Below are 23,678 nucleotides of genomic sequence, written 5' to 3' on the forward strand. Positions count from 1 at the left end.
TCCCCCTCCCCCACATCTCCCTAAGCAAATCCCTCTAAACTAACTGCACAGATAAATACTTCTGGGTTACGGCACACAACTTGCTTTAAATTCAATCAGTGGGTTTTACGTTCTACTACTTGTCTTATTCCAGGGGAAATATCGTGAAAAAATACAGTGCAGTGATGTTGGCGTTACTGGGTTCATTTAGTGCGATGAGCCACGCGGAAACCGTGCTTAAGTTTGGGGTGGACCCTTCTTTCCCGCCTTTTGAATCCAAAGCGGCTGACGGCACCTTGGTGGGTTTTGATATCGATTTGGGCAATGCCATTTGTAAGCAGGCCAACATGAAGTGCGAATGGTTGGAAACGGCCTATGACAGCATCATTCCGGCGCTAAACGCCAAGAAGTTCGATGCCGTGCTGTCGGCCATGGCCATCACGCCAAAACGCAAAGCGCAGGTCAATTTCACCGACGTGCTGTACAACATTCCTAGCGTGTTAGTCGCCAAGAAAGGCAGCACGTTGGATGCCACCGCAGAAGCCTTAAAAGGCAAAGTTATCGGCGTATCTCAGGGCACCACGCAGGAAACCTACGCCATGGCGGTATGGCAGTCGAAAGGCGTGCAGGTGGTCTCTTACCAGAATCAGGACGCAGTGAATCTGGATTTAGAATCCGGCCGCATTGACGCCACCTTCACCAACGCCGCGGCGGCGGAAACCGGCTTTTTGAAAACCAAGGCCGGAGCTGATTTTGCCTTTGTGGGTAAAACGGTATTAGACCCGCAGTACCTCGGTGAAGGGGCGGCCATTGCGCTGCGCAAAGACGATCAGGCGGATATGGATATCATCAACAAGGCGCTGGCCGGGATCCATGCGAACGGCGTTTATAAGCAGTTAGAGAAGAAATACTTCACCTTCGACGTGTTTAAAAACAACAAACCTTCTGCTTAACCCCTGCCCCCTGATCTCCCCCGCTGGCAGCGAAATTAAACGCGCTGTCAGCAGGCGGCAGATAAGTCAGTTATAACAGTTTTAACCACGCCGGCGGCTTGAAGGAGAGCCATGCTTCTGCTGTTATAGGCGCAGGTTTTACTACTAACTGACGAAATGGAATGAGACATGACCCAGCTGAACCACTTTGGACAACCCGTCGGCGATGAACTGCCGGGCTGGCAACCTCGCGAACTTCCGCAACGCATTCAACTGGATGGCCGTTTTTGCCATTTAGAGCCGCTGAGCGTGGAGCGCCACAGCAAAGAGCTATTTGAGGCCTGGCATGCCATCGACGATGGCCGCGACTGGACCTATCTCGCCGTTGAGCGCCCGGCGACGCAGGCCGAGTGCGACACTTTTATCGCCGCCAACGCCGCCAGTAAAGATCCACTGTTTTACGCCGTGGTAGATAACGCCACGCAGCGCACCATTGGCAGCGTCGCGCTGATGCGCATCGACCCGGTCAACGGCGTGATTGAAATTGGCTGGGTGAACTGGTCGCCGCTGATGAAACGCAGCAGCCACAGCACCGAAGCCATTTATCTGCTGCTGAAATACGTGTTTGACGGCCTAAATTATCGCCGCTGCGAGTGGAAATGCCATAGCCTGAACGCGCCCTCCAGCGCCGCCGCCAAGCGATTTGGTTTTGAATACGAAGGAACTTTCCGCCAGGCAGTCGTTACCAAGGGCCGCAACCGCGACACCCAGTGGTTCTCGATTTTGGACAGCGAATGGCCAGCGCGTAAGGCCGAATTAGAGCAGTGGCTGAGCGCCGACAACTACGACGCCGACGGCCAGCAGAAACAGCGTTTAGAAGCCTTCAGAAAATAGTCGTTTTAGCGTGAAGGCAGCAGCTGATCGATGTCTTGCCACGCATAAATCAGATTGTCGGAAAGCCACAGAGGGCCGGAATCGGTATAGCGTCCGGCCTCTTGGCCCCCTAGCGCCGTGTAGAAGTTAATGGCGGGTTGATTCCCCACCACCACGCCCAATCCGGCGGCGGTAAAGCCATGTTTTTTAAGGCGCTGGGCGATTTCCGTTAATAAACAGCGGCCAATGCCCTGACGCGCAAATTGAGTGTCGACATACAGCAGCTTAATCTCAGCCATCTCGCCAAACTGCGGATTGCCCGACTCAGATGCCAGCGTGAATCCCACCAACTGCCCGTCAATCTCAGCCAGCAAAGCAAACTGCCTTGGGGCCGGGTTGGCGAATTTGTCCTGCCAGAAAGCCAGACGGCGGGCTTCATCCAGTGCGTCAAACGCCTCGGCCGGTGCTAATTCACGATAAGTTTCGCGCCATACGGCCACGTGCAGGCGAGCCAGTGCGGCCGCGTCGGATGCTCGTGCATCCCTGATAGCCAGAGTCGTCACAGGAAGATATCCTTTAGTTATTATTGGGTTTGGCTTTCGTCATCGAAAAGTCAACGCGCCAGTATAGACTGAGTCCCTCACTCAAGGAGACAACAATGCTCACCGGTTTCAATCATTTGACCCTCTCTTGCCGCGATCTTGAGAGAAGCGTGCCCTTTTACCGCGATCTGCTGGGCTTTAAGCTGGACGCCATCTGGGACAACGGCGCGTATCTGTCGCTACCCGGCCTGTGGCTCTGCCTGAGCAAGGAGCAGGTCAAACCGCCGACGCCGCACGAGGAATACACTCACTACGCGTTCAGCATTAGCAGTGAGCATATGGCGGCGTTCAGGCAGAAGTTGCGGGAGGCTGGCGTGATTGAGTGGAAGCAGAACCGCAGTCAGGGCGACTCCTGCTATTTTCTTGACCCGGACGGCCATAAGCTGGAAGCCCACGACGGCAGCCTGCACCATCGGCTGGCCGCCTGTAGAAACCAGCCTTATGCCGGAATGACTATTTTCGACTAGCCGCGTGGCTTTTATGCTCTTGATCGAGCAAGGCTTTTTTGCGCTCAACGCCCCAACGGTAACCCGAAAGCTGGCCGTCGTTTTTCACCACCCGGTGACAAGGGATAGCCACCGCCAGCCAGTTAGCGGCGCAGGCTCCCGCCACCGCGCGAACGGCCTTCGGCGCGCCAATCTTCTCGGCGATTTGCGAATAGCTCGCCGTGCTGCCGAGCGGAATGTCGCGCAGCGCCTGCCAGACGCGCTGCTGGAAAGCCGTCCCACGGATATCCAGCGGCAGGTTCAGCCCGGTTTCCGGCGCATCGACAAAGCCGACGATGGTCGCGATCCGCTGTTCAAACTCAGCATCCGCCCCCTGTAGCGCGGCGTGCGGGAAACGCTGCTGAAGTGACTGCACCAGCGCGTCCGGGTCATCCCCCAGCAAAATAGCGCAAATCCCCCGCGCGCTTTCAGCCACCAGAATATGGCCCAGAGAGCACTGGCCGACGGCGAACCACACTTCGACATTTCGCCCGCCGTCTTTGAAAGCTTTTGGCGTCATGCCTAAGGTCGCCGTGGCATTCTCATAAAACCGGCCATCGGAAGCATAGCCAGACTGGTAAATCGCATCCGTCACCCGCCCATCCTGCGACAGGTTCTGTTGCAGGCGTTTGCCGCGCAGGGCCTGCGCATACTCTTTGGGAGTCACGCCAGTATGGGCTTTAAACAGGCGATGGAAGTGGTAAGCGCTGATGCCGACGTCGCTCGCCAGCTGCTTCAACGGATAAGGCTCGCTGGCCTGCTCTATCAGGCGGCAGGCTTGGGCAATACGCTCGGCGTGGAACTGCGCCAGCGAGATCATACCCTGGCGGCAGCGTTTGCAAGGGCGATACCCGGCCTGCTCGGCGCTGGCGGCGTCGCTGAAGAACTGCACATTTTCAGGGTTTGGCTGGCGTGAGGCGCAAGACGGCGCGCAGTAGATGCCGGTGGTTTTCACCGCATAGACAAACTGGCCGTCGGCGGCGGCATCGCAGTTCACCACCGCCTGCCAGCGCGGATCGTTTTGCACATCATGTTTCGGATTGGCTGACATAACAGACCTCTCTTGTTAGGCGGAGTGAAGCGCATTCAGTAAGGCCAGTCTAGCGCCACGAGCTTTCTCCTCCCCTCCGACTCTTGCTTTTTCATTCTGCACGGGTCGAGGCTGCTCGTCATTATGTCTGTCATCCGACAGCCCTGATATCAGGGCTGTTGGGGTGAAGCTTACTGGCCTGCCGGGCGTTTTACCGCCATTTCTAAATTGCCAAAGTAGTGCGTTTTGATTTTCTCCCAGGTGCCGTCGGCGATGATTTTCGCCAGCCCTTGGTTGAGCAAGGCTTTTACCTTGTCATCGCCTTTGCGCAGGCCGTAGGCGGAGCCGATGCTGAACAGCTTGTCGTCACGCACTTCCGGGCCGGTCAGGGCGAAGTCTTTGCCTTCCGGCTTGTTGAGGAAGCCAAAGGTCACCGCCACGCCGGGGCTGAGCGAGGCATCAAGGCGGCCTGCAATCAGGTCCTGATAGATGGTGTCCTGATCGGCGTAAGCCACCACGTCTACCCCTTTCGGCAGCCAGAAAGTATTGGCATACATCTCCTGAATCGACCCTTGCTGCACCGCCACGCGCTTGCCTTTGAGAGACTCCGGCGTTGGCAGCAGCGGGCTGCCTTTTGGGGCCACCAGTTTGGTCGGGATGTGGAACACGAAGTCGCTGAAATCAATCACTTTACGGCGCTTTTCCGTCGCGCCCTGTGGCGAGATGAAATCGACCTTTTTCGCCATCAGCGAGGGGATCTCGGCATCGAAGCTGCTCACCACGTATTCGCATTTGACGTTAACCGCCTTGCAAATGGCGTTGGTGACGTCAATTTCAAAGCCGCTCGGGTTGCCGCTGGCATCACGGAACTGAAAAGGCGGGAAAGCCAGATCCGCGCCGACGCGCAGCGTCTCACCTTCGGCGTGCGCCATGCTGCTCATCATCAGGCCGAAAGCCGCCAAAACCAGTGTTTTTCTCATCATTATGTTCTCTCTTTCCCAAGGTTATCGCTGTGAATGCCACTGTGAAAACTCTTCGCGCACCGCTCTGAGCATCGCCGGGTCCTGATACAAGTCGATCGCGGTCATCGCCAGCGCCTTGGCGGCCTGTAACATGGTTTGCAGCCCGGCCGGAGAGCCCGCGGCTTCGGCAAATTCCGGGGTGTGCGGCAGCACATCGCCAATGCGCAGATAAGGGTGGATGGCCGCTGTGATCTGGCTGACGTTGCCGATATCAGAGGAACCAATGCCGCCGCTGAGTGGCGGTGGCACCACTTCCACACCCAGTATCTCCAGGTTTTGTTGGAAGAAAACGGCCAGCGTCTGATTGTTGTTGCGCTCGGCGTAGGTCAGCCCTTCTTCGATTTCCAGCCGCGCGCCGCTCATGTCGGCCGCCCCTTGTGCGGCGGCAAACGCTTTCTGTTTGACGATAGCCAGCCCTTTGACGGTGTTGGCGCGCATCAGGAATTTCGCCTCGGCATAGGCCGGAACGATATTGGTGGCGCTGCCGCCGTTGGTGATGATGCCGTGGACGCGGACGTCATCGGTGAACAGCTGGCGCAGGGCGTTAATGCCGACGAAAGTGTGAATCACCGCGTCCAGCGCGCTGATACCGTTTTGCGGCGCCGACGCCGCGTGGGCCGCCTTGCCGTAAAATTTAAAGGTGGCATCGACACAGGCCAGGCCGCCACGCGTCACCATGGTTTTATCTCGCGGGTGGAACATCATCACGGCGTCCACGTGGTCGAAATAGCCCAGGTTTGCCAGAATAATTTTGCCGCCGCCCTCTTCTTCTGCGGGTGTACCAATCACTTCCAGCTTGCCGGTCAGGGCTTCGCCGCAGGCTTTTAAGGCCAGTGCGGCGGTGATTGACGCCGTGCCAATCAGGTTGTGGCCGCAGGCGTGGCCCAGACCTTCCAGCGCGTCATATTCGGCTAAAAGTGCAAGGGTCGGGCCGGGCCTGCCGCTGTCGAAAGTGGCGCGAAACGCCGTCGGCAGGTCGCCAATGCCCTCTTCAATGCTAAAACCAGCGGCGCGCAGCGGCGCAATCAGCGCGGCGGCGGACTTCACCTCTTCAAAGCTCAATTCAGGATTGGCATGCAGGTTTAGCGCCAGCAGCGTTACCTCATCCGAAAGCTGGTCAACCGCGCCAATCACGCGATTTTTATGTTCTGTTATGGTGCAAAAAGCCATGTTGTTTTCCCTGCCGTGGTGCAAAAAACCAAAAATTATTTTCGCCCGCCGCCATGGACATGCTTCGCAGAGCAGGACGAACACCCTCAGAAATAGGGCTTTTTGCCGAAAGCGTCCAATTGAGCCTTTTTATCTGTTGCGCTTATTAGCCAAAAATTATTTTATGGCTGAGGCATTTCATCAACAAACGGGGAACGGGGCGGCAATGAATGAAAAAGATTGGCTGATTCTTAGGGCGGTCTATCAACATAAAAATATCACCCGCGCCGCCGAGCAGCTTTACACCTCGCAGCCCGCGCTGAGTTATCGCCTGCGGCAAATTGAGCGCAAGTTGGCGATTCGGCTGTTCGCCGAAGGGCAAAAGGGGCTGGTGTTTACCGCGCAGGGGGAGTATCTCGCCCAGCACGCTCTGAAGGTGCTGGCGGATTTGCAGCAGTTGAAAATCACCCTGCACAGCATGGAGCGCGGCCAGCAGGGGGAGATCACCCTCGGCGTCTCCAGCAACTACGCGGCTTATCGCCTGCCCGCCCTGCTCAAACAGTTTCAGCAAACCCATCCCGGCATTCGCGTTCACGTGATGAGTGGCTTTAGCGAACAGATCTTCCAAAAGCTGCTGCGAAACGAAATCGACATGGCGCTGGTGAAGGACGACTTTAGCTGGAAAGAGGGCAAACATTTGGTGGAGGAGGACGACTATTTTTTAGTGAACCGACAGGATTTCGACTTCTCTTTATTGCCGCAAATGCCGCAGATAAAAATCCACCACGGCGCGCACGTCACCCAACTGATTGAGCGTTGGTGGAACGCCAATTTCTCCCATGCGCCGAACATTGCGATGGAGGTCGATAAGCTGGAGGTTTGTCTGGCGATGGTCGAGCACGGGCTGGGTTATGCCATTGTCGCCAGCTACTTACCTCTGGCCGAGCACCTTTATCGCCGCCCGATCACGGTCGATGGCAAAACGGTGAAGAACCGAACCTGGCTGCTTCACCGCCATAATTTGGACACCTCGCCGGTGATGCAGCCGTTTATCCATTTGATGCAAATGGCGCTGCACGACGAGGCGAGAAATTGATTCACAGCAACTAAAATTTAGAGGGTCACGGTGCCGTCAATCAGCGTGCAGGTATTGCCGCCAATCCAAGGCTCACCGTCGATGTACTCCACCGCCACGCAGCCTTCGCGCTGGCGAATGGTGCCCTGACGCACCTGATAGCGTTCGCCGGTTTGCGCTCCGTCCGGGAAGCCCTGAGACTTCAGCACCCGCGCCAGACAGGCGTTGGCGCTGCCAGTCACCGGGTCTTCAATCAGCACGCCCTGCTCGATAATCAAAGCACGCAGCTCATAATCCGCCGGGCCGTCCTGGTCATGCAGGCCGAAGATCGCCAAACCGTGCATCTCTGACTTATGTACGATCTCTTGCAAGGCCTCCGCGTCAAACTGCGCGGCGAGACAGGCTTTGGCACTCTCCATACGCACCACCAGCCAACCCAACCCCATGCTGACCGCCACCGGCACGGCATCCTGCTGGCGTTTCGCCCCTTTTAAGGCTTTATCCAGCAGCGGCAGGTGCTCTGCCGCCAGCGCTGACAGGCTGGCAGGGGGCGCGCGGAAGGCCAAACCGCCCTCTTCCAGCATCTTGACCGGCACCAGCCCGACGCCGCACTCCTGAATCAAATGACCCGCGTTTTTTGGCTTCAATCCCGCCTCCAGCAGCGAGTGCGCCGTGCCCAAGGTCGGGTGGCCCGCGAACTGGAACTCCGTGTCCGGGGTGAAAATACGCACCCGATAATCCGCCGCCGGGTCGGTCGGTTTAAGCACAAAAGTGGTTTCCGAAAGATTGGTCCAGCGCGCCATGGCGCTCATTTGTTCATCACTCAGGTCGTCGGCGTCGAAGATAACAGCCAGCGGGTTGCCTTTGAGTGGAACAGCAGTAAATACATCTACTTGCTTAAAACGGCGTGTGCGGGTCATGAGAGATCCTGTCTAATTTCAGCGATTAAAAATCCACATTCAAAGCAGTGTTCTATGATTACTGCATCCGAAAGTCAAAAGAGACTTGTATGTCCACCATGCCATTTATGTCTAAAAACAGTGAAAAGAGTACAGCAGTTGACCTGATAGGGGTCGGGATTGGGCCTTTCAACCTGAGTCTGGCGGCGCTGGCAAAAGATTCCGGCAAAGTGACCAGCCATTTTTTCGATGCCAATGACGCCTTCCGCTGGCACCCCGGCATGTTACTGCCGACGGCCACCATGCAGACCTACGTGTTGCAGGATCTGGTGACCACCGTCGCGCCGCGCAGCGAATTCTCATTTATCAATTATCTGGTGGAGCAGAAGAAAATTTATCGCTTCCTCGCCACCGAGCAGCTGATCATCAGCCGCGATGAGTTCTCAGACTACCTTCAGTGGGCCTGCGATCGCATCGACAATCTGCATTTCTCCCAGCCAGTGGACGCCATCGACTTTGACGACGACGCCGAGGAATTTGTGGTGCACACCCCGCAGGGCGATCACCGGGCGCGCAACATCTGTCTGGGCACCGGCCACGCGCCCTGGGTGCCGAAAAGCGCCCGCGCGGCGCTGGGCAAACAGTGTTTTCACGCCGCCGAGATTGAGCTGCGCGAGCATGATTTTACCGGCAAAAGAGTGATGATTGTTGGCGGCGGCCAGAGCGGCGCAGACATCGTGCTCAACGCCCTCGACGGCCACTGGGGGGAGTTCGCCGAGCTGAGCTGGCTGTCGCGCCGCCCCAACTTCCAGCCGCTGGATGAGTCGATTTTCACCAATGAGTATTTCACACCGGAATACGTGGATTACTTCTACACCCTGCCGGAAGAGATCCGCGAGCGGGAGATTCAAACCCAGAAACTGCCTTCCGACGGCATCAGCTACCACACGCTGGAAGCCATCTATAAGCAGCTTTACCACAAGTTTGACGTGCTGCATCAGCCGCGCAATGTGCGCCTGTTCCCACACCGCGCGCTGGACGCTATCCGCCAGCAGGCCGACGGCAGCTATCGCCTCCAGGCCTTGCACGGGCTGGAAAATGTCGAGGAGCATTTCGACGCTGACGTGGTGATTCTGGCTACTGGCTACCGCCCGGCCCTGCCGGACTACCTCGCGCCGCTGCTGGATCGCATTCCCTATGACCGCGAGCAGCACCTGCCGCTGCGGCCTAATTTCAACCTGCAATGGGAAGGCCCGGCCAACAACCGCATTTACGCGGTAAACGCCGGGATCCATAGCCACGGCAGCGCCGAAGGCCAGCTAACCCTCACCGCGTGGCGCTCGGCGAAGATCCTCAACCACCTGCTGGGCGAGGCGCATTACGACCTCAGCCCCGGCCCGTCGCTGGTGCAGTGGTGGAGCGGCAACTAGTGCCGGCCTTTGGCTTTTAGCAGATCCACATAGGCCTGATCGATTAACTCCTGACGGTCTATGTGCAGCTTTTCCAGCAGATCTTCGGCAATGGCCACGCCCTGCTCTTGGGTTTCGTGGTCGGCCAACACCACTTCAAACTCCAGATAGTCACCGAGGTGCTTAACGCGATCCAAATGCAGCCGCGTCTGACCAATCATAAATAAAGTGCGCTGCTTGATAACCCGCCCGGCCGCGCCGTAGGCCTGCGTCAGGGTATGGCGTAGCCCGCCGGGATCGGCGGTTTCGGTCAGGGTGTAGAAACTGGTTTTCGGCCCGGACTGATCCGGCCGCTGGTAGAAGATCAGCTCACCGCGATCCGCTGAGAAGGTGCGCAGCTTGAGGCGACCGTGCGGGCAAACAAAGAAAGTATCATCTTGATCAATCAGCGTCGGCAATCCCTCAGCCAGTAGGGCGAGCTTTTCATACATCGCTGAAAAATCATCAATTCTGGCTTTTATTTCAACATTTCTGGCCATGCCCTCTCCTTAAAAACAGTCCATAAAAGTTAGACGTTTTACCCTATCATGATGAAACCACCGTGACATCCGCAGGGTTAATCGACGCGGCGCAAATTCTTGGTTTTCTCCTTAAGCTTTTCAGGTAATAACCAGATAAACTCGCACTATCGGGTGTCGCGCACCTTTCTCATTACGTCAGTCAAAGGCCGGAGGCCAGCGTCCAGAATGATATGGATTATGTTAGCTGCAGTTGTTGTCGTGTTTATCGTTGGCTATTGGTTCATGACCGCAGATACCCGTAAGGCGAATGACTCCCTTGCCAGCCTGCTAAAAATTAAGCCGGTTTATATCGATTCCATGCTGTTAGAAATGGGCAAGCGCCAGAGCCAGATGTTTACCCGCTCCATCAGCGGCGGCTATGCCGAAGAGATCCGCAAGGCGGCCTATGTGGTGTTTATTTACCACACCTTTATTAAAGACGCTTCGGAAGAAAACGTGATCAAATGGCGCGAAATTCTGATCCGCGCGCACCTGCCGCCGCAGCTCTCCAGCGAGCATGCCGAGCTGGCGCTGTTCTACTTCTCCGAGTTGGATATCGAACCGTTCGAGTTGGCGCAGTTCCGCCGTCAGTACAATGAAACCTATAATCAGATCCACTTAGTCTGAAGCCTGACTCTGGGTTAGTGCAGCGCGAAACGGCCCCTTATATGGGCCGTTTTTGTTTCTGGCACTGAAAAGAGCAATCTCAGTCAGGATGACTCCTCCCGCCGCTGGCAAAGTGGTGTCTTGAAGAGAGGGAAAATGAATAACGACAAATTTGATGATTACGCCCGGCGTTTCGAGCAGGTATTTGATTTTATTGAACAGCATCTGGACAGCGCGCTGACGGTTGAACAGCTCAGCGAAGTAGCCTGCTTCTCGCGGTTCCACTTTCATCGCCAGTTCAGCCAGTTCTGCGGGGTGAGCGTCAGCCGCTATATCACGCTGATGCGCCTCAAGCGCGCCTCGTACCGGCTGGTTCAGCAGTCGCCGGACAAGATTATTGATATTGCGTTAGATGCCGGTTTTGAAAACCCGGAGTCCTTTTCCCGCGCCTTCAAGCATACCTTTGGCCTGACCCCCAGCGAGTTCCGCAAGGCACCCGTATGGATGGACTGGCATAAACATTTCCAGTTTCCCGGCATGGAAACCCAGAAGAGGATGGAGAAGATGGACGTAAAAATTATTGAAGTTGAGCCGATACCGGTGGCGGTGCTGGAGCACCACGGCGATCCAATGCGGGTCAGCAACTCGGTGGCGACCTTTATTGAGTGGCGCAAAGCCTCGGGGCTGTCAGATTACACAACGCAAGGCACCTACGGCGTGCCTTATAACGACCCGCTGGTCACTCCGGGCGAGGAGTTTCGCTTTGACATTTGTGGCGAACTCAACCCGCAGGCGCAGGGCAAAGTCCCGGCTAATTCGCAGGGAGTTATCAGTAAAACCCTGCCCGGCGGCCGCTGCGCCGTGGTGCGCCACGTGGGTTCATACGATCGCATCAGTGAAACGGTCTACAACCTGTATCGCCAGTGGCTGCCGCAAAGTGGTGAAGAGCTGCGCGATTTCCCAGTCTATTTCCGCTATTTGCAGCTTGACCAAGAGTTGCCGGAGCACACCCAGCAAACTGACATTCTGCTGCCGCTGAAATAGCCGTTCGCCCAATCATAGGCAAAAAAATAGCGCTGAATTTTCAGCGCTATTTTCTTTTCGACCGCCTTAGCGGAAGACGTTTTCGAGATAACTCGCCAAAATTTGGCGTGAGCTGAAACCGTGGCAGATGCCGTAATAGGCTTCGTTTTCACTGGCGACGTCCAGCGGGAAACGGGTGTAAACCTGACTACTGCGAAAAGAGGCCGTTGGCTCGGCGAAACGTTCACTGCGCTCTTTCAGCGCCGGATGTATCACCAGGGCAGTCCGACCAAACCGCGCTTCCCGGTTCACATACACGTAGTGCTCACCCCGGTGGTAACCGTAGGCTTTATCATCAACAAAATCGCGCTCAAAACCTGAATTTTCTAAAACGCGCGCCACTTCATCTGGCCGTAAATACATGGTTGCTCCTCGCTTCTTTAACCGCAGAGCGACCTTACCGTATTCATCCGCCTGAATAACCACTTTATCCCGAGATTTGGCCTCTTTAGGATTTATCTAAAGCCAATAAAGATAAATTCTCGGGGTTTTACACTATGTTTTTTCACCCTCAAGCCGAAGGCGGGGCCGCTTTGGCATTGGCCCACAGGCGCAGCGTCATTAACCATGCCAACACCACCATGATTGCCGCCGCCAGATAGATAGACGAGGTGCCCGCGTGCGCGATCAGCAGGCCAGCAATCGGCCCGGTCAGCCCCAAGCCGAGGTCGAGAAACGCCGAATATGTCCCCAGCGCGGTGCCCTGATTCTGTGGCGGCACCTGCTTCACCGCCTCGACGCCGAGGGCCGGGAAGATAAGCGAGAAGCCGCAGCCGGTCAGCAATGCGCCCAGCTGAACGGTGATAGGGTCAGTGCCGAGCCAAATCATCAGCAGGCCCAGAGCTTCGAACAGGAAGGAGGCCAGCGCCACGCGCAGGCCGCCGAAGCGGTTAATAGTATTAGCAAGAATTAGGCGAATGCCCACAAAGCCCAGACTGAACAGGGTCAGGGTGAAAGCCGCGCCGCTCCAGTTCTTCTCCGCGTAGTAGAGAGTGATGAAGGTGGCGATCACCCCGAAACCCACGGTACCGAAGCCAAGGCCCAAACCGTGCAACCACATGCGCCCCAGCACGGCTTTGAACGCAATCCTCTTACCCGTCGTAACAGAAATATCCTGCTTACGGCTCGCCAGCCAGAGGGCCAGCAGCACGGACAACACCAGCAGCACCGCGACGCCGGTCAGGCCAAAATGCGCATTGAGCATCACGCCCAGCGGCGCGCCCACCGCCATCGCGCCGTAGGTGGCGACGCCGTTCCATGAAATCACCCGCGCCGTGTGCATAGCTCCTACCGCGCCAATACCCCACAGGGTGGTGCCGGTGCTGGCAAAGCTTTCGCCCACGCCCAAGAACAGGCGGCCGACGCACAGCATCAGCAGGCTGACCAGCGGATATCCCGCCAGCAGCACCGCCAACATGTAGAACACGCCGCTGATACCACAGCAAGTCAGGCCAAACAGCACCACCTTTTTCGGCCCGAGCTGGTCGGCATAGCGCCCGGCGTGCGGGCGGCTGATGAGCGTTGCGAAGTACTGCACGCTGATAATTAGCCCAGCCAATACCGAGTTAAAACCCAGCGTGTTATGCACAAAGCCCGGCAGCACCGCCAGCGGCAAGCCGATGGTCAGATAGCAAACAAAGGTGAATATCATGAATGACAAAATGCGTTTATTTAATTGCAGATTGGTGCGCAGCGTACTTACTGACATGGGAGAACCCGAACGGAGATCACAGATTGAATATTTATAGGATAAACAGGTTTGGCAGAAGTAGAAATCTAATTGCCGGGGAAAAATGTTATCTGCTGTAAAACCTTTCTCCACTTACAGAAAAGTCTGAGCCACGTCACGCTAAGCCGCGTGGGGACTGGTGCCGCTTCATAGTCAGAACCGCTAATATCGCCGAAAATCGCGGGTGATTCCCCTATGGATCCTTCCATCGCAGCATTTTGGACTATGCTTAAAGTACAGTTCAAACAAGGAGAGCCAAATGTTTAAGAAATCAGAAAAAGTAGAACGAGACATTAATGAGGATGTAACTCTGCTGGCCGATACCCTTGACGAGGTGCTGCAATCTTCGGGCGCTAAATCGAAAGATGAGCTGGAAAAAATTCGCGGCAAAGCCGAAGGCGTTTTACGCGATGCTCGTGCCCGCTTTAACGGCAACAGCAACATTAAGCAGCACGCGATTGACGCGGCTAATCAGGCGACCAACTACGTGAAAGATAATCCGTGGCACGGCGTCGGTGTCGGTGCCGCCGTAGGTATCGTGCTCGGTGTTTTACTGGGTCGCCGCTAAGCGCCTCGGTAAGCAGAAGTAACCTGAGTAGTAAGTAGGACAGGTGCTAATTCCTGTGTCGGGTACCAGCACCTGAGCGGAAGTTGACCCCCTCATTATTCCGCTTAGAAGCGGGGCTAATTTAATATTGGCCCCGTTTTCTATTTCCCCGTCATACTTCAAATGGCTGATGCGTTGGCTTCACTCAATCACCCGAATCACTGACACATGTCAGCTCATCGGGATTCCTTCGTTTGCCGCCTTCCATCCATTCGAATTATTTAGGGGAACCTCTCCGCGCTCTCAATCAAAATCGCCGCTAATTTATCGACCAGCTTGTCGGCCTGCTGTTGATTGAGAATATTGGGAAAGCCCATCAGTAAGCCATTTGGCCTTTGCGCATCGCCCTTCTTCCTCGGCTCCACTTGCCAATCTGACAGCGCCTGAATGGCCAGCCCCTGCGAGCGGGCGTGGCGCGCAATGGCAGCATCGTCGAAGCTGGCGGCCAAATTGGCGCACAGCTGGATCCCCCCGGCCTGTGGATTAACCCACAGCTGGTCGCGTGGAAAACGCGCCGCCAGCGCCTGAGTCAAAAAGGCCCGGCGCTCGACGTACAGCTGGCGCATACGCTTGAGATGGCGATAAAAATGGCCCTGCGCGATAAACTCAGCCACGCCGGTTTGCATCAGCCTCGGGCTGGCACAGCCGCGCAAATGGCAATAATCACTGACCTTATCCACCAGCTTTTCCGGCACCACCACATAGCCGAGGCGCAACGCGGGGAACATCACCTTGCTAAAGGTCCCGGCGTAAATCACCCGCCCCCGAGCATCGAGGCTTTTCAGCGACGGCAGCGGCTGGCCCTGATAGCGAAACTCACTGTCATAGTCGTCTTCGATGATCCACGCCTCACGGCTGGCGGCCCAGTCGAGCAGCGCCATGCGCCGCGACAGGCTGAGTGATACGCCCATTGGGCTTTGGTGCGCGGGGGTGACCACGGCAAATTTCGCCTGCGGGAAGTGCTGAACGGCGTGGTCGATGTCCATCCCCTCGCCGTCCACCGGGATGCCCATCGGCGTGGCGCCCGCCGCGCGGAAAAAGGCCTGCGTCACCGGATAACCGGGATCTTCCAGCCAAACGCCATCCTGCGGCTGCATTAGGCTACCTATCACTAAATCCAGCACAGCCGCGTAGCCCGAACAGATGAAAACCTGCTCCGGTCGGCAAGAGAAGCCGCGCGACAACTGCAAGTAGGCCGCTACTTCATGGCGCAGAGCGGCATCGCCGTTGAGCGGCGCGTGGCCGAGATCCTCGATTCGCGTATGGCGAATTTGCCGCGCCACGATGCGCGACCAGATAGCGCGCGGGAAAGCGTCAAGCGCGGGCAGGCCAAGTTCCAGAGGAAAAGGCCGGCTGTTGGGCAACATCGGGTTAACCGTAAAGCGCGGCGGCTCGGGGACGCGCTCCGGTAAGGAGGAAAGGGTCGGCAGCGACAGGCTGACGCGCGTCCCCGCCTGTCCGCGGCTCTGCAAAAAGCCTTCCGCCATCAGCAGGCCGTAGGCGTTATCCACCGTGGCGCGGGCGACGCCCAGCTCGCTCGCCAGGCTGCGCGCCGAGGGCACGCGCTCTCCGGCCTGTAGCTGATTCTGCATAATGGCCTGCTTAAAGCGCTGATAAATCTGCCGATAGAGTGGCGCGGAGAGCTGGGGATCGAGCTGGAAGGAAGCCGAAAACGCGGACATTCATGGCCCTATCAAAAAGTGATTTTATGGCTCTGTAGTATAGTCCATGCAGCGGCTAAAGTATCTCTTATCAACCCAAGAGGAGATCAACATGACCCAGCTTCGCCTGCCTTACTACCAACTGTCCGCCAGCGTGATGGAACCGATGAAAGCCGCCCTTGGCGCGCTGGAGAAAGGCCCGTTGGACAACATCATCATTGAGCTGGTGTTCCTGCGCGTATCGCAAATCAACGGCTGCGCCTACTGTCTGGATATGCACGCGAAGGCGCTGCGCAAGGCGGAATACCCACAGGGAAAATTGGATCAACTGGCGGGATGGCGTGTCAGCCACGCCTATTCCGAACAGGAGCGCGCGGCGCTGGCATGGGCAGAGAGCCTGACGCTGATTGCTGCCACCGGCGCAGCGGATAGCGATTATGAGCCATTAAAGGCGCAATTTAGCGACGTTGAAATCTCTGAATTGACTTTTGCTATTGGTCTGATGAATGCGTTTAACCGTCTTGCGGTGGGGATGCGTCAATAAATGACCCGTTAATCTCTGCTTAAAAAATAATCTCACCCTCTTCAGCCCGCACCCAGCGGGCTTTGTCATTTTTGCAATAAGCAAAATTAAAATATCTACATATTGTATGGTTGATAATTTAAATCACCACATCTAGTATTCAATTCGTCGGGACGCTACTAAAGCACCGACACCCGCGCCCCCTAACTGCTGAAGCCATCGCCACAGCGACCGGGCAAAAATTGTCTCTGATTTCATTATGGATGGGAATACGAATCATGAGCATTATTATTTACAGCAAGCCAGACTGTGTCCAATGCAACGCCACCTACCGCGCTTTAGATAAGCAAGGCATTGCCTACCAAGTCATCGACTTAACGCAGGATGCGCAAGCACTGGGCCAGGTTCGCGCCATGGGTTATCAGCAAGTGCCGGTGATCGTGGCCGGTGACGATCACTGGTCTGGCTTCCGCCCAGACAAAATCAGCGAATTGCGCCAACTGCAAACCGCGTTCTGAGGCCAGGCGGATGAATCCGTTGGTCTATTTTTCCAGTAGTTCAGAGAACACTCATCGTTTCGTCGGTAGAACAGGTCTGCCGGCGATTCGAATTCCGATTGACCGCCAGCCAGAGAAGTTACGCGTCACTCAGCCCTACATTCTGGTGGTGCCGAGTTACGGCGGCGGCTCAGCCAAGGGCGCAGTGCCCACGCAGGTCATTCGTTTTCTGAACGACGAACACAATCGTTCACTTATCCGCGGCGTTATCGCCGCCGGAAACACTAATTTCGGCGCAGCGTATTGTATTGCCGGTGACATCATCGCCCAAAAGTGTCAGGTGCCTTACCTGTATCGCTTTGAATTACTGGGTACGCCGGAAGACGTTGCAAAGGTTACACAGGGAGTTACTGAATTTTGGCAACGACAGAAATGAGTCTTACCGAGGCAGACACCAGCAGCCCGGACTATCACGCTCTGAACGCGATGTTGAATCTGTTCGATGCCGAAGGCCGTATCCAATTCGACAAAGACAGGCTTGCGGCGCGCCAGTACTTCCTGCAGCACGTGAATCAAAACACGGTGTTTTTCCACAATTTGGCGGAAAAGCTGCGTTATCTGGTGGAAGAAGGTTATTACGAAGCGCAGGTGCTGGATCAGTACGCCTTCGAAGACATTAAGCGTTTGTTTAAACAGGCTTATGCCAAAAAATTCCGCTTCCAGACCTTTCTGGGGGCCTTCAAGTATTACACCAGCTACACGCTGAAAACCTTCGACGGCAAACGCTATCTTGAGCGTTACGAAGACCGCGTGTGCATGGTGGCGCTGACGCTGGCTCAGGGCGATATCGCCCTCGCCGGGCACTTTGTGGATGAGATCATCTCTGGCCGCTTCCAGCCTGCCACGCCCACTTTCCTCAACTGCGGCAAAAAGCAGCGCGGCGAGCTGGTCTCCTGCTTCCTGCTGCGCATCGAAGACAACATGGAGTCGATTGGTCGCTCGGTGAACTCGGCGCTGCAACTGTCCAAACGCGGCGGCGGCGTGGCCTTTATGCTGACCAACATCCGTGAAGTCGGCGCGCCGATTAAACGCATTGAGAACCAGTCATCCGGCGTCATTCCTATTATGAAGATGCTGGAAGACGCCTTCTCCTACGCCAACCAGCTTGGCGCGCGTCAGGGCGCGGGCGCGGTGTATCTCAACGCGCACCACCCGGACATCCTGCGTTTCCTTGATACCAAGCGCGAAAACGCCGACGAGAAGATCCGCATCAAAACCCTCTCTCTTGGCGTAGTGATCCCGGATATCACCTTTGAGCTGGCGAAGAACAATGAAGATATGTACCTGTTCTCGCCGTATCACGTGGAGAAGGTCTACGGCGTGCCGATGTCTGAAATCAGCATCACGGAGAAATACCGTGAAATGGTTAACGACAAGCGCATCCATAAAACCAAGATCAACGCCCGCGAGTTCTTCCAGATTCTGGCAGAGATTCAGTTTGAGTCCGGTTATCCGTACATGATGTTTGAAGACACGGTGAACCGCGCGAACCCGATCAAGGGTCGCATCAACATGAGTAACCTCTGCTCGGAGATTTTGCAGGTCAACACGCCGACCGTTTATGGCGAAGATCTCTCTTATCAGCAGGTGGGGAAAGATATCTCCTGTAATCTCGGCTCGCTGAATATCGCCTCGGCGATGGACTCGCCGGACTTCGGCAACACGGTAGAAATGGCTATCCGCGCGCTGACGGCGGTCTCCGACATGAGCAACATCCGCTCGGTGCCCTCTATCGATCAGGGCAATCAGGACTCCCACGCCATCGGCCTTGGGCAGATGAACCTGCACGGCTACCTGTGTCGCGAACGCATTTACTATGGTTCAGAAGCCGGTTTGGACTTCACCAATATCTATTTCTACAGCGTGGCTTATCACGCCGTGCGCGCCTCCAACCAGCTGGCGATTGAGCGCAACCAGCGTTTCAAAGGCTTTGAGGATTCGACCTACGCCAGCGGCAGCTACTTCGACAAATATGTCGATGAAGCCCAGGCCGACAAGTGGCAGCCGAAAACCGAGCGCGTGCGCGAGCTGTTTAGCGAGGCGGGAATTCACATCCCAACGACCCAAGACTGGGCAGCGCTGAAGGCCTCGGTGATGCAGCACGGGCTGTACAACCAGAACTTACAGGCGGTGCCGCCGACCGGATCTATTTCTTACATCAATAACTCGACCTCAAGCATTCACCCGATTGTTTCACGGGTGGAGATCCGCAAAGAGGGCAAGATTGGCCGCGTCTACTATCCGGCAGCGTTTATGACCAATGACAACCTTGATTACTATCAGGATGCCTATGAGATTGGGCCGGAAAAGATCATCGATACCTATGCCGAAGCCACGCAGCATGTGGATCAGGGGCTGTCGCTGACGCTGTTCTTCCGCGACACCGCCACCACGCGCGACATCAACAAAGCGCAGATTTACGCCTGGCGTAAAGGCATCAAAACCATCTATTACATCCGTCTGCGCCAGATGGCGCTGGCCGGGACTGAAGTTCAGGGTTGCGTGTCTTGCACACTGTGATCGATTGAAAGGACTTAAAAATGAGCGCAGTAAAACAATTATTAGTTCCGCAGCCAATTAGCAAAGCCATCAACTGGAACAAGATTCAGGATGATAAAGATTTGGAGGTGTGGAATCGTCTGACCTCCAACTTCTGGCTACCGGAGAAGGTGCCGCTGTCCAATGACATTCCCTCTTGGGCCACGCTGAGTCCAAAAGAGAAGCAGCTGACTATCCGCGTATTTACCGGCCTGACGCTGCTCGACACGGTGCAAAACGTGGTGGGCGCGCCGACCTTGATGAAAGACGCGGTCACGCCACACGAAGAGGCGGTTTACTCCAATATCTGCTTTATGGAGGCGGTACACGCCCGCTCGTACAGCTCGATTTTCTCAACGCTGTGCGCCACGTCGGACGTTGACGAAGCTTATCGCTGGAGCGAAGAGAACGTCGCGCTGCAAAACAAGGCGGCGATCATTCTCTCCTATTATGACGGGCAAGATCCGCTGATGAAGAAAGTCGCCAGCGTGTTCCTCGAATCTTTCCTGTTCTACTCCGGCTTCTATCTGCCGATGTACTGGTCCAGCCGCGCCAAGCTGACCAACACCGCCGATCTGATCCGCCTGATCATTCGCGATGAGGCCGTGCACGGCTATTACATTGGTTATAAGTTCCAGAAGGCCTTGGCTTTGGAAAGCGAAGAGCGCCAGCGGCAGATCAAAGCGCAGGCGTTTGATCTGATTCAGGATCTGTACGACAACGAAATTCGCTATACCGAAGAGTTGTATGACGACGTGGGCTGGAGCGAGGACGTGAAGAAGTTCCTGCACTATAACGCCAATAAGGCGCTGATGAATCTGGGTTATGAAGCCCTGTTCCCGGCCAGCATGGCGGACGTCAACCCGGCTATCTTGTCAGCCCTGTCGCCGAACGCCGATGAAAACCACGACTTCTTCTCCGGCTCCGGCTCGTCCTACGTGATTGGCACGGCGGTGAATACCGAAGACGAAGACTGGGACTTCTAACGCCGCAGTCTTAGCACCAGCAGCACCAACCCCGCGATACAAACCGTTGTTCCCAACAGTGGGAACAACGGAATTCCCCATAGATTGACGGTCGAATTCATCAAGTACGGCGCGATCCCCAGCGCGAAGGCGGCAGTCACAATGGCTATCGCCAGCGTAATAGCCGCGCGTTCCAGCGAACGGCTCAGCTCACTGAGGTTTTTGATCTCCACTCCGGCGTGCAGCCTGCCGCTTTTCAGCCGCTGGGTGATCAGCCGCAGGGTTTGCGGCAGCTCCTCGCTGGCCTCCACGGCTTCAATCCCCAAGTTCACCAGACGCTGGCGCGTCGCCTCCGGCGAGAAGCGCTGCAGCATCATTTTTTCCAGCATCGGGCGCAGCGTGGCGACAATATCAAACTGCGGATCCAGCCGGTGCAGCACGCCGTCGGCGGTGATCAGCGCCTTAAACAGCAGCACCAGATCGGAGGGCAGGATCAGCTGATGCTCGCGGGCCATCAGCAGGAAATCGGTTAACGCGCCGCCGAGGGTCATCGGGGCAGAAAGCTGCCGGTCAAAGAAGTTCTGCGCCGCCAGCTCTAGGTCCATCAAATCCACCGCGTCGGTGTCGGTCCAGGCCACCAGCGTGTTGACGATCCCCGCCGTGTCGCGCTCCACCAGCGCGTGCAGCAACAGCAGCAGCTGGTTGCGCCGCCGCTCGGAGAGGCTGCCGACCATACCGAAATCGATAAAACCGACTTTATCCCCCTCCAGCGCCATCAGGTTCCCCGGATGGGGATCGGCATGGTAGAGGCGCAGATCCAGCACCATTTTCATAAAGGCGATGGCCCCACGCCGCGCCAGCAGCGGGCGATCAAAGCCTGCGGCGATCAAATCGGCCTGATTAGAAGGCGAAACGCCGGGCAAATATTGCTGCACCAGCAGGCGCGGGGAAGAGAATTGGGTGTAAATTTTGGGAATGACGATCTCCGGCCGATCGCGGAAATAGTCGCCGATCTGCCGACAGTTGTAGCCTTCGTGGCTGAGATCTAATTCGTGGTTGAGGGCAATCTCCAGCGTCCTGACAATCTGCTGCGGGCGGAAACGCGCCATCATCGGGCTTTGCTCGGCGGCGGTATCCGCCAGATAGGCCAGCAGGCGCAGGTCGGCCTGAATGGTTTTCTCCAGCTCAGGCCGCAGAACTTTAACCACCACCTCTTCGCCACTGTGCAGCCGGGCTCGGTAGATTTGCGCCATGGAGGCCGCCGCCAAAGGTTCTAAATCAAACTCGGCGAAAACCTGCTGCGGGTCGCCGCCTAAGTCGCGACTCACCTGATCGCGAATAGCTTCCCACGGTAGAAACTGCGCCTGACTGTGCAACTTATCCAGCTCATCAATCCAACGCTGGTCGAGCAGGTCGGAGCGCGTCGCCAGTATCTGGCCGAACTTCACAAAGGTCGGTCCGAGGGCCTCCAGCGCGGCGCGCAGCCTCTGCGGCATAGTCTGGATATCAGCCTCATCATTGGCGGCCAGGCGCGATTTCACCAACCCGCCTAGCCCTACGATGGCGAGCAAATCCTGCAAACCGTAGCGGATCAGCACCTCGGTGATCTGCTTGAGTCTGGCGCGGTCGCGCACCGTCACGTACATCATTTTCAACATATACAGCTCCGTCCCTGAAGTGTGGTTGCGGCAAATTTCATACTCTCATTGTAGCGCACCGCGTGGCATAAACGCCGAAATGCTAAAACGAAAAAGGCCCGGTGATTAACCGGGCCTTGGTGACGCACAAGGAGCAATCAGGCGAAGAATTTCGCCAAGACCAGCAGGCCAACCGACACGTTGATCGCGCCACCGATGCGGGTGGCAATTTGCGCGAAGGGCATCAGCGCCATGCGATTGCCGGAGGTCAGGATAGCCACGTCGCCGGTGCCGCCCTGCCCGCTCTGGCAGCAAGAAACAATAGCCACGTCGATAGGGTGCATGCCGATTTTCTTGCCGACAAAATAGCCTGTGCCGACCAGCGCGCAGACCGTGGTCACAATCACGCACAGGTTCGAAATGGTGAAGGCGTTAACCAGCTCCTGCCAAGGGGTGATAGCCACGCCCACCGCGAACAGCACCGGGTAAGTCACCGCCGTGCGGAAGAATTTGTACACCGTCATCGACCCTTGTTGAATGGTCGGTGACACGCCGTTCAGCAGTTTGACCACCACCGCCGCGAACAGCATGCCGACCGGCGCTGGCAGGCCAATCAGGCGCTGACCCAGCATCCCCACCATGTACAGCAGCACCGCCAGCAGCGCGCCGCAGGCCAGCGCGTTGACGTCCGGCTTGCCTTTGAACTCTTCCAAACAGTGGCCGATCAGGCCATTTTTCGCTGGCATCAGCTGGCCTTCGCCAGTGAGGTGCGGATAGCGTTTACCGATTTGGTTCAGCACGCCCGCCAGCACGATAGCGGTCAAACCACCCAGCATCACGATAGGCAGAATGCGGCCCAGCGCCACGCCCTGCTCCATGTGCAGAATGGTCGCATAACCCATCGACAGCGGGATAGCACCTTCGCCCACGCCACCGGCCATGATCGGCAGAATAAGGAAGAAGAAGGTCTGGAACGGCGGCAGGCCAAGTGCCATGCCCATCGCCAGCCCCGCCACCATGCCGACGATTTCGCCACACAGCATTGGGATGAAGATCCGCAGGAAGCCCTGAATCAGCACCTGACGGTTCATGCTCATGATGCTGCCGACAATAATGCAGCAGATGTAGAGATAGAGAATATTGGTGGATTTATAGAATTTGACCGTCGAGTCGACCACCACGTCCGGCAGCAGGCCATAGTGCACCAGCGCGGAAGGAATAAAGGTGGCGCAGATTGCCGCTGCGCCCAGCTTGCCGATGATAGGCAGGCGTTTGCCGAACTCGCCGCAGGCAAAGCCGAAGAAGGCCAGCGTCGCCACCATCACCACGATGTCGCTCGGCAGTTTGCCATTCAGGCAGTCGAGCAGAATCAGCACCCCCGCCAGCAGGAAGAAAGGCAGCGGAATGATCCCTATCTTGTAGTTATCCAAGATATGCCACCAGCGCTCCTTGGCAGAAACGGCCGGGGTTTCCTTCTTTTTCACAACAACGTAGGAATCATCAGTGGTGCTCATAATACTTTCCTCATACTTTAAAACTTCATTAGTAATGAGGATAGAAAATAGCGACCCCGCATCGTTGTGAGGCTGTTCAAATTAAAATCGCTGATTTAAAGGTTGTAATGGTTTTAATGGCGTTAATGTTACTTAGGCTGCAAAGCTTATCAGCTTTGTAGTAAATCGCGCCTTTAGCCTTTTTATTATTGTGGCTATTAAGCCCCGCGGCGCACGGCAGTTGCGTATTTCCTCACAACACCG

Annotated in this window: 24 protein-coding genes; 13 read left to right on the plus strand and 11 right to left on the minus strand. The window is 56.3% G+C overall.

Features of this window, described 5'->3' with window-relative positions:
* The first annotated feature begins 143 nt into the window (after window positions 1-143).
* Together ACT3RT_RS21435 and ACT3RT_RS21440 are read left to right on the plus strand one after the other, a co-directional pair.
* Window positions 144-932 carry an ABC transporter substrate-binding protein gene (locus ACT3RT_RS21435; RefSeq protein ID WP_496203711.1) on the plus strand — a complete coding sequence of 263 codons (789 nt, stop codon included), beginning with the start codon at window positions 144-146 and terminating at the stop codon, window positions 930-932.
* A 168-nt stretch (window positions 933-1,100) separates the two neighbouring features.
* Window positions 1,101-1,805, plus strand: a complete 705-nt coding sequence (locus ACT3RT_RS21440) for a GNAT family N-acetyltransferase (RefSeq protein WP_353503193.1) — start codon at window positions 1,101-1,103, stop codon at window positions 1,803-1,805.
* A gap of 5 nt (window positions 1,806-1,810) precedes the next feature.
* Here the strand turns inward: ACT3RT_RS21440 and ACT3RT_RS21445 are convergent, their stop codons facing one another.
* Window positions 1,811-2,347: a GNAT family N-acetyltransferase gene (locus ACT3RT_RS21445; protein ID WP_496203712.1), complete on the minus strand. Its 537-nt coding sequence runs from the start codon at window positions 2,345-2,347 to the stop codon at window positions 1,811-1,813.
* Window positions 2,348-2,442: 95 nt separating this feature from the next.
* Here ACT3RT_RS21445 and fos point away from each other — a divergent pair, with 95 nt between their 5' ends.
* Window positions 2,443-2,853: a fosfomycin resistance glutathione transferase gene (fos, locus tag ACT3RT_RS21450; protein WP_485903485.1), complete on the plus strand. Its 411-nt coding sequence runs from the start codon at window positions 2,443-2,445 to the stop codon at window positions 2,851-2,853.
* On the opposite strand, the gene ada is transcribed toward fos, so the two are convergent.
* The 3 genes from ada to ACT3RT_RS21465 form a co-directional block, all read right to left on the minus strand.
* A complete protein-coding gene (gene ada / locus ACT3RT_RS21455) occupies window positions 2,840-3,922 on the minus strand; it encodes a bifunctional DNA-binding transcriptional regulator/O6-methylguanine-DNA methyltransferase Ada (RefSeq protein ID WP_496203713.1) in 1,083 nt (360 codons plus the stop codon). The two genes, fos and ada, sit on opposite strands and share 14 nt — an antisense overlap.
* A gap of 170 nt (window positions 3,923-4,092) precedes the next feature.
* On the minus strand, window positions 4,093-4,884 hold the full coding sequence (locus ACT3RT_RS21460; protein ID WP_485903482.1) for a transporter substrate-binding domain-containing protein: 792 nt from the start codon (window positions 4,882-4,884) through the stop codon (window positions 4,093-4,095).
* A gap of 21 nt (window positions 4,885-4,905) precedes the next feature.
* A complete protein-coding gene (locus ACT3RT_RS21465; protein ID WP_496203714.1) occupies window positions 4,906-6,093 on the minus strand; it encodes a M20 family metallopeptidase in 1,188 nt (395 codons plus the stop codon).
* A 205-nt stretch (window positions 6,094-6,298) separates the two neighbouring features.
* Between ACT3RT_RS21465 and ACT3RT_RS21470 the strand changes: the two genes are divergently transcribed.
* The gene (locus ACT3RT_RS21470; RefSeq protein ID WP_396131194.1) at window positions 6,299-7,168 is read left to right on the plus strand and encodes a LysR family transcriptional regulator; all 870 of its coding nucleotides are present in this window, start codon (window positions 6,299-6,301) and stop codon (window positions 7,166-7,168) included.
* Between the two features lie 17 nt (window positions 7,169-7,185).
* On the opposite strand, the gene ACT3RT_RS21475 is transcribed toward ACT3RT_RS21470, so the two are convergent.
* Window positions 7,186-8,067, minus strand: a complete 882-nt coding sequence (locus tag ACT3RT_RS21475) for a PhzF family phenazine biosynthesis protein (protein ID WP_496203715.1) — start codon at window positions 8,065-8,067, stop codon at window positions 7,186-7,188.
* Window positions 8,068-8,156: 89 nt separating this feature from the next.
* Between ACT3RT_RS21475 and ACT3RT_RS21480 the strand changes: the two genes are divergently transcribed.
* Window positions 8,157-9,476, plus strand: a complete 1,320-nt coding sequence (locus ACT3RT_RS21480; protein ID WP_496203716.1) for a lysine N(6)-hydroxylase/L-ornithine N(5)-oxygenase family protein — start codon at window positions 8,157-8,159, stop codon at window positions 9,474-9,476.
* Here the strand turns inward: ACT3RT_RS21480 and ACT3RT_RS21485 are convergent.
* Entirely contained in the window at window positions 9,473-9,994 is a 522-nt protein-coding gene (locus ACT3RT_RS21485; protein WP_496203717.1) for a class IV adenylate cyclase, read from the minus strand. The two genes, ACT3RT_RS21480 and ACT3RT_RS21485, sit on opposite strands and share 4 nt — an antisense overlap.
* 207 nt (window positions 9,995-10,201) lie before the next feature.
* Here ACT3RT_RS21485 and ACT3RT_RS21490 point away from each other — a divergent pair, with 207 nt between their 5' ends.
* The gene (locus ACT3RT_RS21490; RefSeq protein WP_034792620.1) at window positions 10,202-10,642 is read left to right on the plus strand and encodes a DUF1198 domain-containing protein; all 441 of its coding nucleotides are present in this window, start codon (window positions 10,202-10,204) and stop codon (window positions 10,640-10,642) included.
* Between the two features lie 135 nt (window positions 10,643-10,777).
* On the plus strand, window positions 10,778-11,665 hold the full coding sequence (locus ACT3RT_RS21495) for an AraC family transcriptional regulator (RefSeq protein ID WP_353503204.1): 888 nt from the start codon (window positions 10,778-10,780) through the stop codon (window positions 11,663-11,665).
* A 66-nt stretch (window positions 11,666-11,731) separates the two neighbouring features.
* Here ACT3RT_RS21495 and ACT3RT_RS21500 read toward each other — a convergent pair whose 3' ends face one another.
* Together ACT3RT_RS21500 and ACT3RT_RS21505 are read right to left on the minus strand one after the other, a co-directional pair.
* A complete protein-coding gene (locus tag ACT3RT_RS21500) occupies window positions 11,732-12,067 on the minus strand; it encodes a DUF2002 family protein (RefSeq protein ID WP_034792632.1) in 336 nt (111 codons plus the stop codon).
* Between the two features lie 148 nt (window positions 12,068-12,215).
* Window positions 12,216-13,412: an MFS transporter gene (locus tag ACT3RT_RS21505; protein WP_496203718.1), complete on the minus strand. Its 1,197-nt coding sequence runs from the start codon at window positions 13,410-13,412 to the stop codon at window positions 12,216-12,218.
* 280 nt (window positions 13,413-13,692) lie between these two features.
* Here ACT3RT_RS21505 and ACT3RT_RS21510 point away from each other — a divergent pair, with 280 nt between their 5' ends.
* Entirely contained in the window at window positions 13,693-14,001 is a 309-nt protein-coding gene (locus ACT3RT_RS21510) for a DUF883 family protein (protein WP_034792638.1), read from the plus strand.
* 260 nt (window positions 14,002-14,261) lie between these two features.
* On the opposite strand, the gene pdxR is transcribed toward ACT3RT_RS21510, so the two are convergent.
* A complete protein-coding gene (gene pdxR / locus ACT3RT_RS21515) occupies window positions 14,262-15,722 on the minus strand; it encodes a MocR-like pyridoxine biosynthesis transcription factor PdxR (RefSeq protein ID WP_485903467.1) in 1,461 nt (486 codons plus the stop codon).
* Between the two features lie 91 nt (window positions 15,723-15,813).
* Between pdxR and ACT3RT_RS21520 the strand changes: the two genes are divergently transcribed.
* The 5 genes from ACT3RT_RS21520 (at window position 15,814) to nrdF (ending at window position 20,305) form a co-directional block, all read left to right on the plus strand.
* Window positions 15,814-16,245 carry a carboxymuconolactone decarboxylase family protein gene (locus tag ACT3RT_RS21520; RefSeq protein WP_396131201.1) on the plus strand — a complete coding sequence of 144 codons (432 nt, stop codon included), beginning with the start codon at window positions 15,814-15,816 and terminating at the stop codon, window positions 16,243-16,245.
* Between the two features lie 257 nt (window positions 16,246-16,502).
* Window positions 16,503-16,742 (plus strand): glutaredoxin-like protein NrdH, encoded by a 240-nt coding sequence (gene nrdH / locus ACT3RT_RS21525; protein ID WP_100937547.1) that lies wholly within the window; start codon window positions 16,503-16,505, stop codon window positions 16,740-16,742.
* 10 nt (window positions 16,743-16,752) lie between these two features.
* The gene (gene nrdI, locus ACT3RT_RS21530; protein WP_034792650.1) at window positions 16,753-17,157 is read left to right on the plus strand and encodes a class Ib ribonucleoside-diphosphate reductase assembly flavoprotein NrdI; all 405 of its coding nucleotides are present in this window, start codon (window positions 16,753-16,755) and stop codon (window positions 17,155-17,157) included.
* Window positions 17,139-19,301 carry a class 1b ribonucleoside-diphosphate reductase subunit alpha gene (gene nrdE, locus ACT3RT_RS21535; RefSeq protein ID WP_486031371.1) on the plus strand — a complete coding sequence of 721 codons (2,163 nt, stop codon included), beginning with the start codon at window positions 17,139-17,141 and terminating at the stop codon, window positions 19,299-19,301. The genes nrdI and nrdE overlap by 19 nt, the downstream gene beginning before the upstream one ends.
* A gap of 20 nt (window positions 19,302-19,321) precedes the next feature.
* On the plus strand, window positions 19,322-20,305 hold the full coding sequence (gene nrdF, locus ACT3RT_RS21540) for a class 1b ribonucleoside-diphosphate reductase subunit beta (RefSeq protein WP_034792655.1): 984 nt from the start codon (window positions 19,322-19,324) through the stop codon (window positions 20,303-20,305).
* On the opposite strand, the gene ACT3RT_RS21545 is transcribed toward nrdF, so the two are convergent.
* Window positions 20,302-21,942: an ABC1 kinase family protein gene (locus tag ACT3RT_RS21545; protein ID WP_496203719.1), complete on the minus strand. Its 1,641-nt coding sequence runs from the start codon at window positions 21,940-21,942 to the stop codon at window positions 20,302-20,304. The genes nrdF and ACT3RT_RS21545 overlap by 4 nt on opposite strands.
* Window positions 21,943-22,079: 137 nt before the next feature.
* Window positions 22,080-23,435: a 2-hydroxycarboxylate transporter family protein gene (locus tag ACT3RT_RS21550; RefSeq protein WP_496203720.1), complete on the minus strand. Its 1,356-nt coding sequence runs from the start codon at window positions 23,433-23,435 to the stop codon at window positions 22,080-22,082.
* Window positions 23,436-23,678: the final 243 nt, after the last annotated feature.

It is taken from the genome of Ewingella sp. AOP9-I1-14, assembly GCF_052375995.1.
Taxonomy (GTDB): domain Bacteria; phylum Pseudomonadota; class Gammaproteobacteria; order Enterobacterales; family Enterobacteriaceae; genus Ewingella; species Ewingella allii.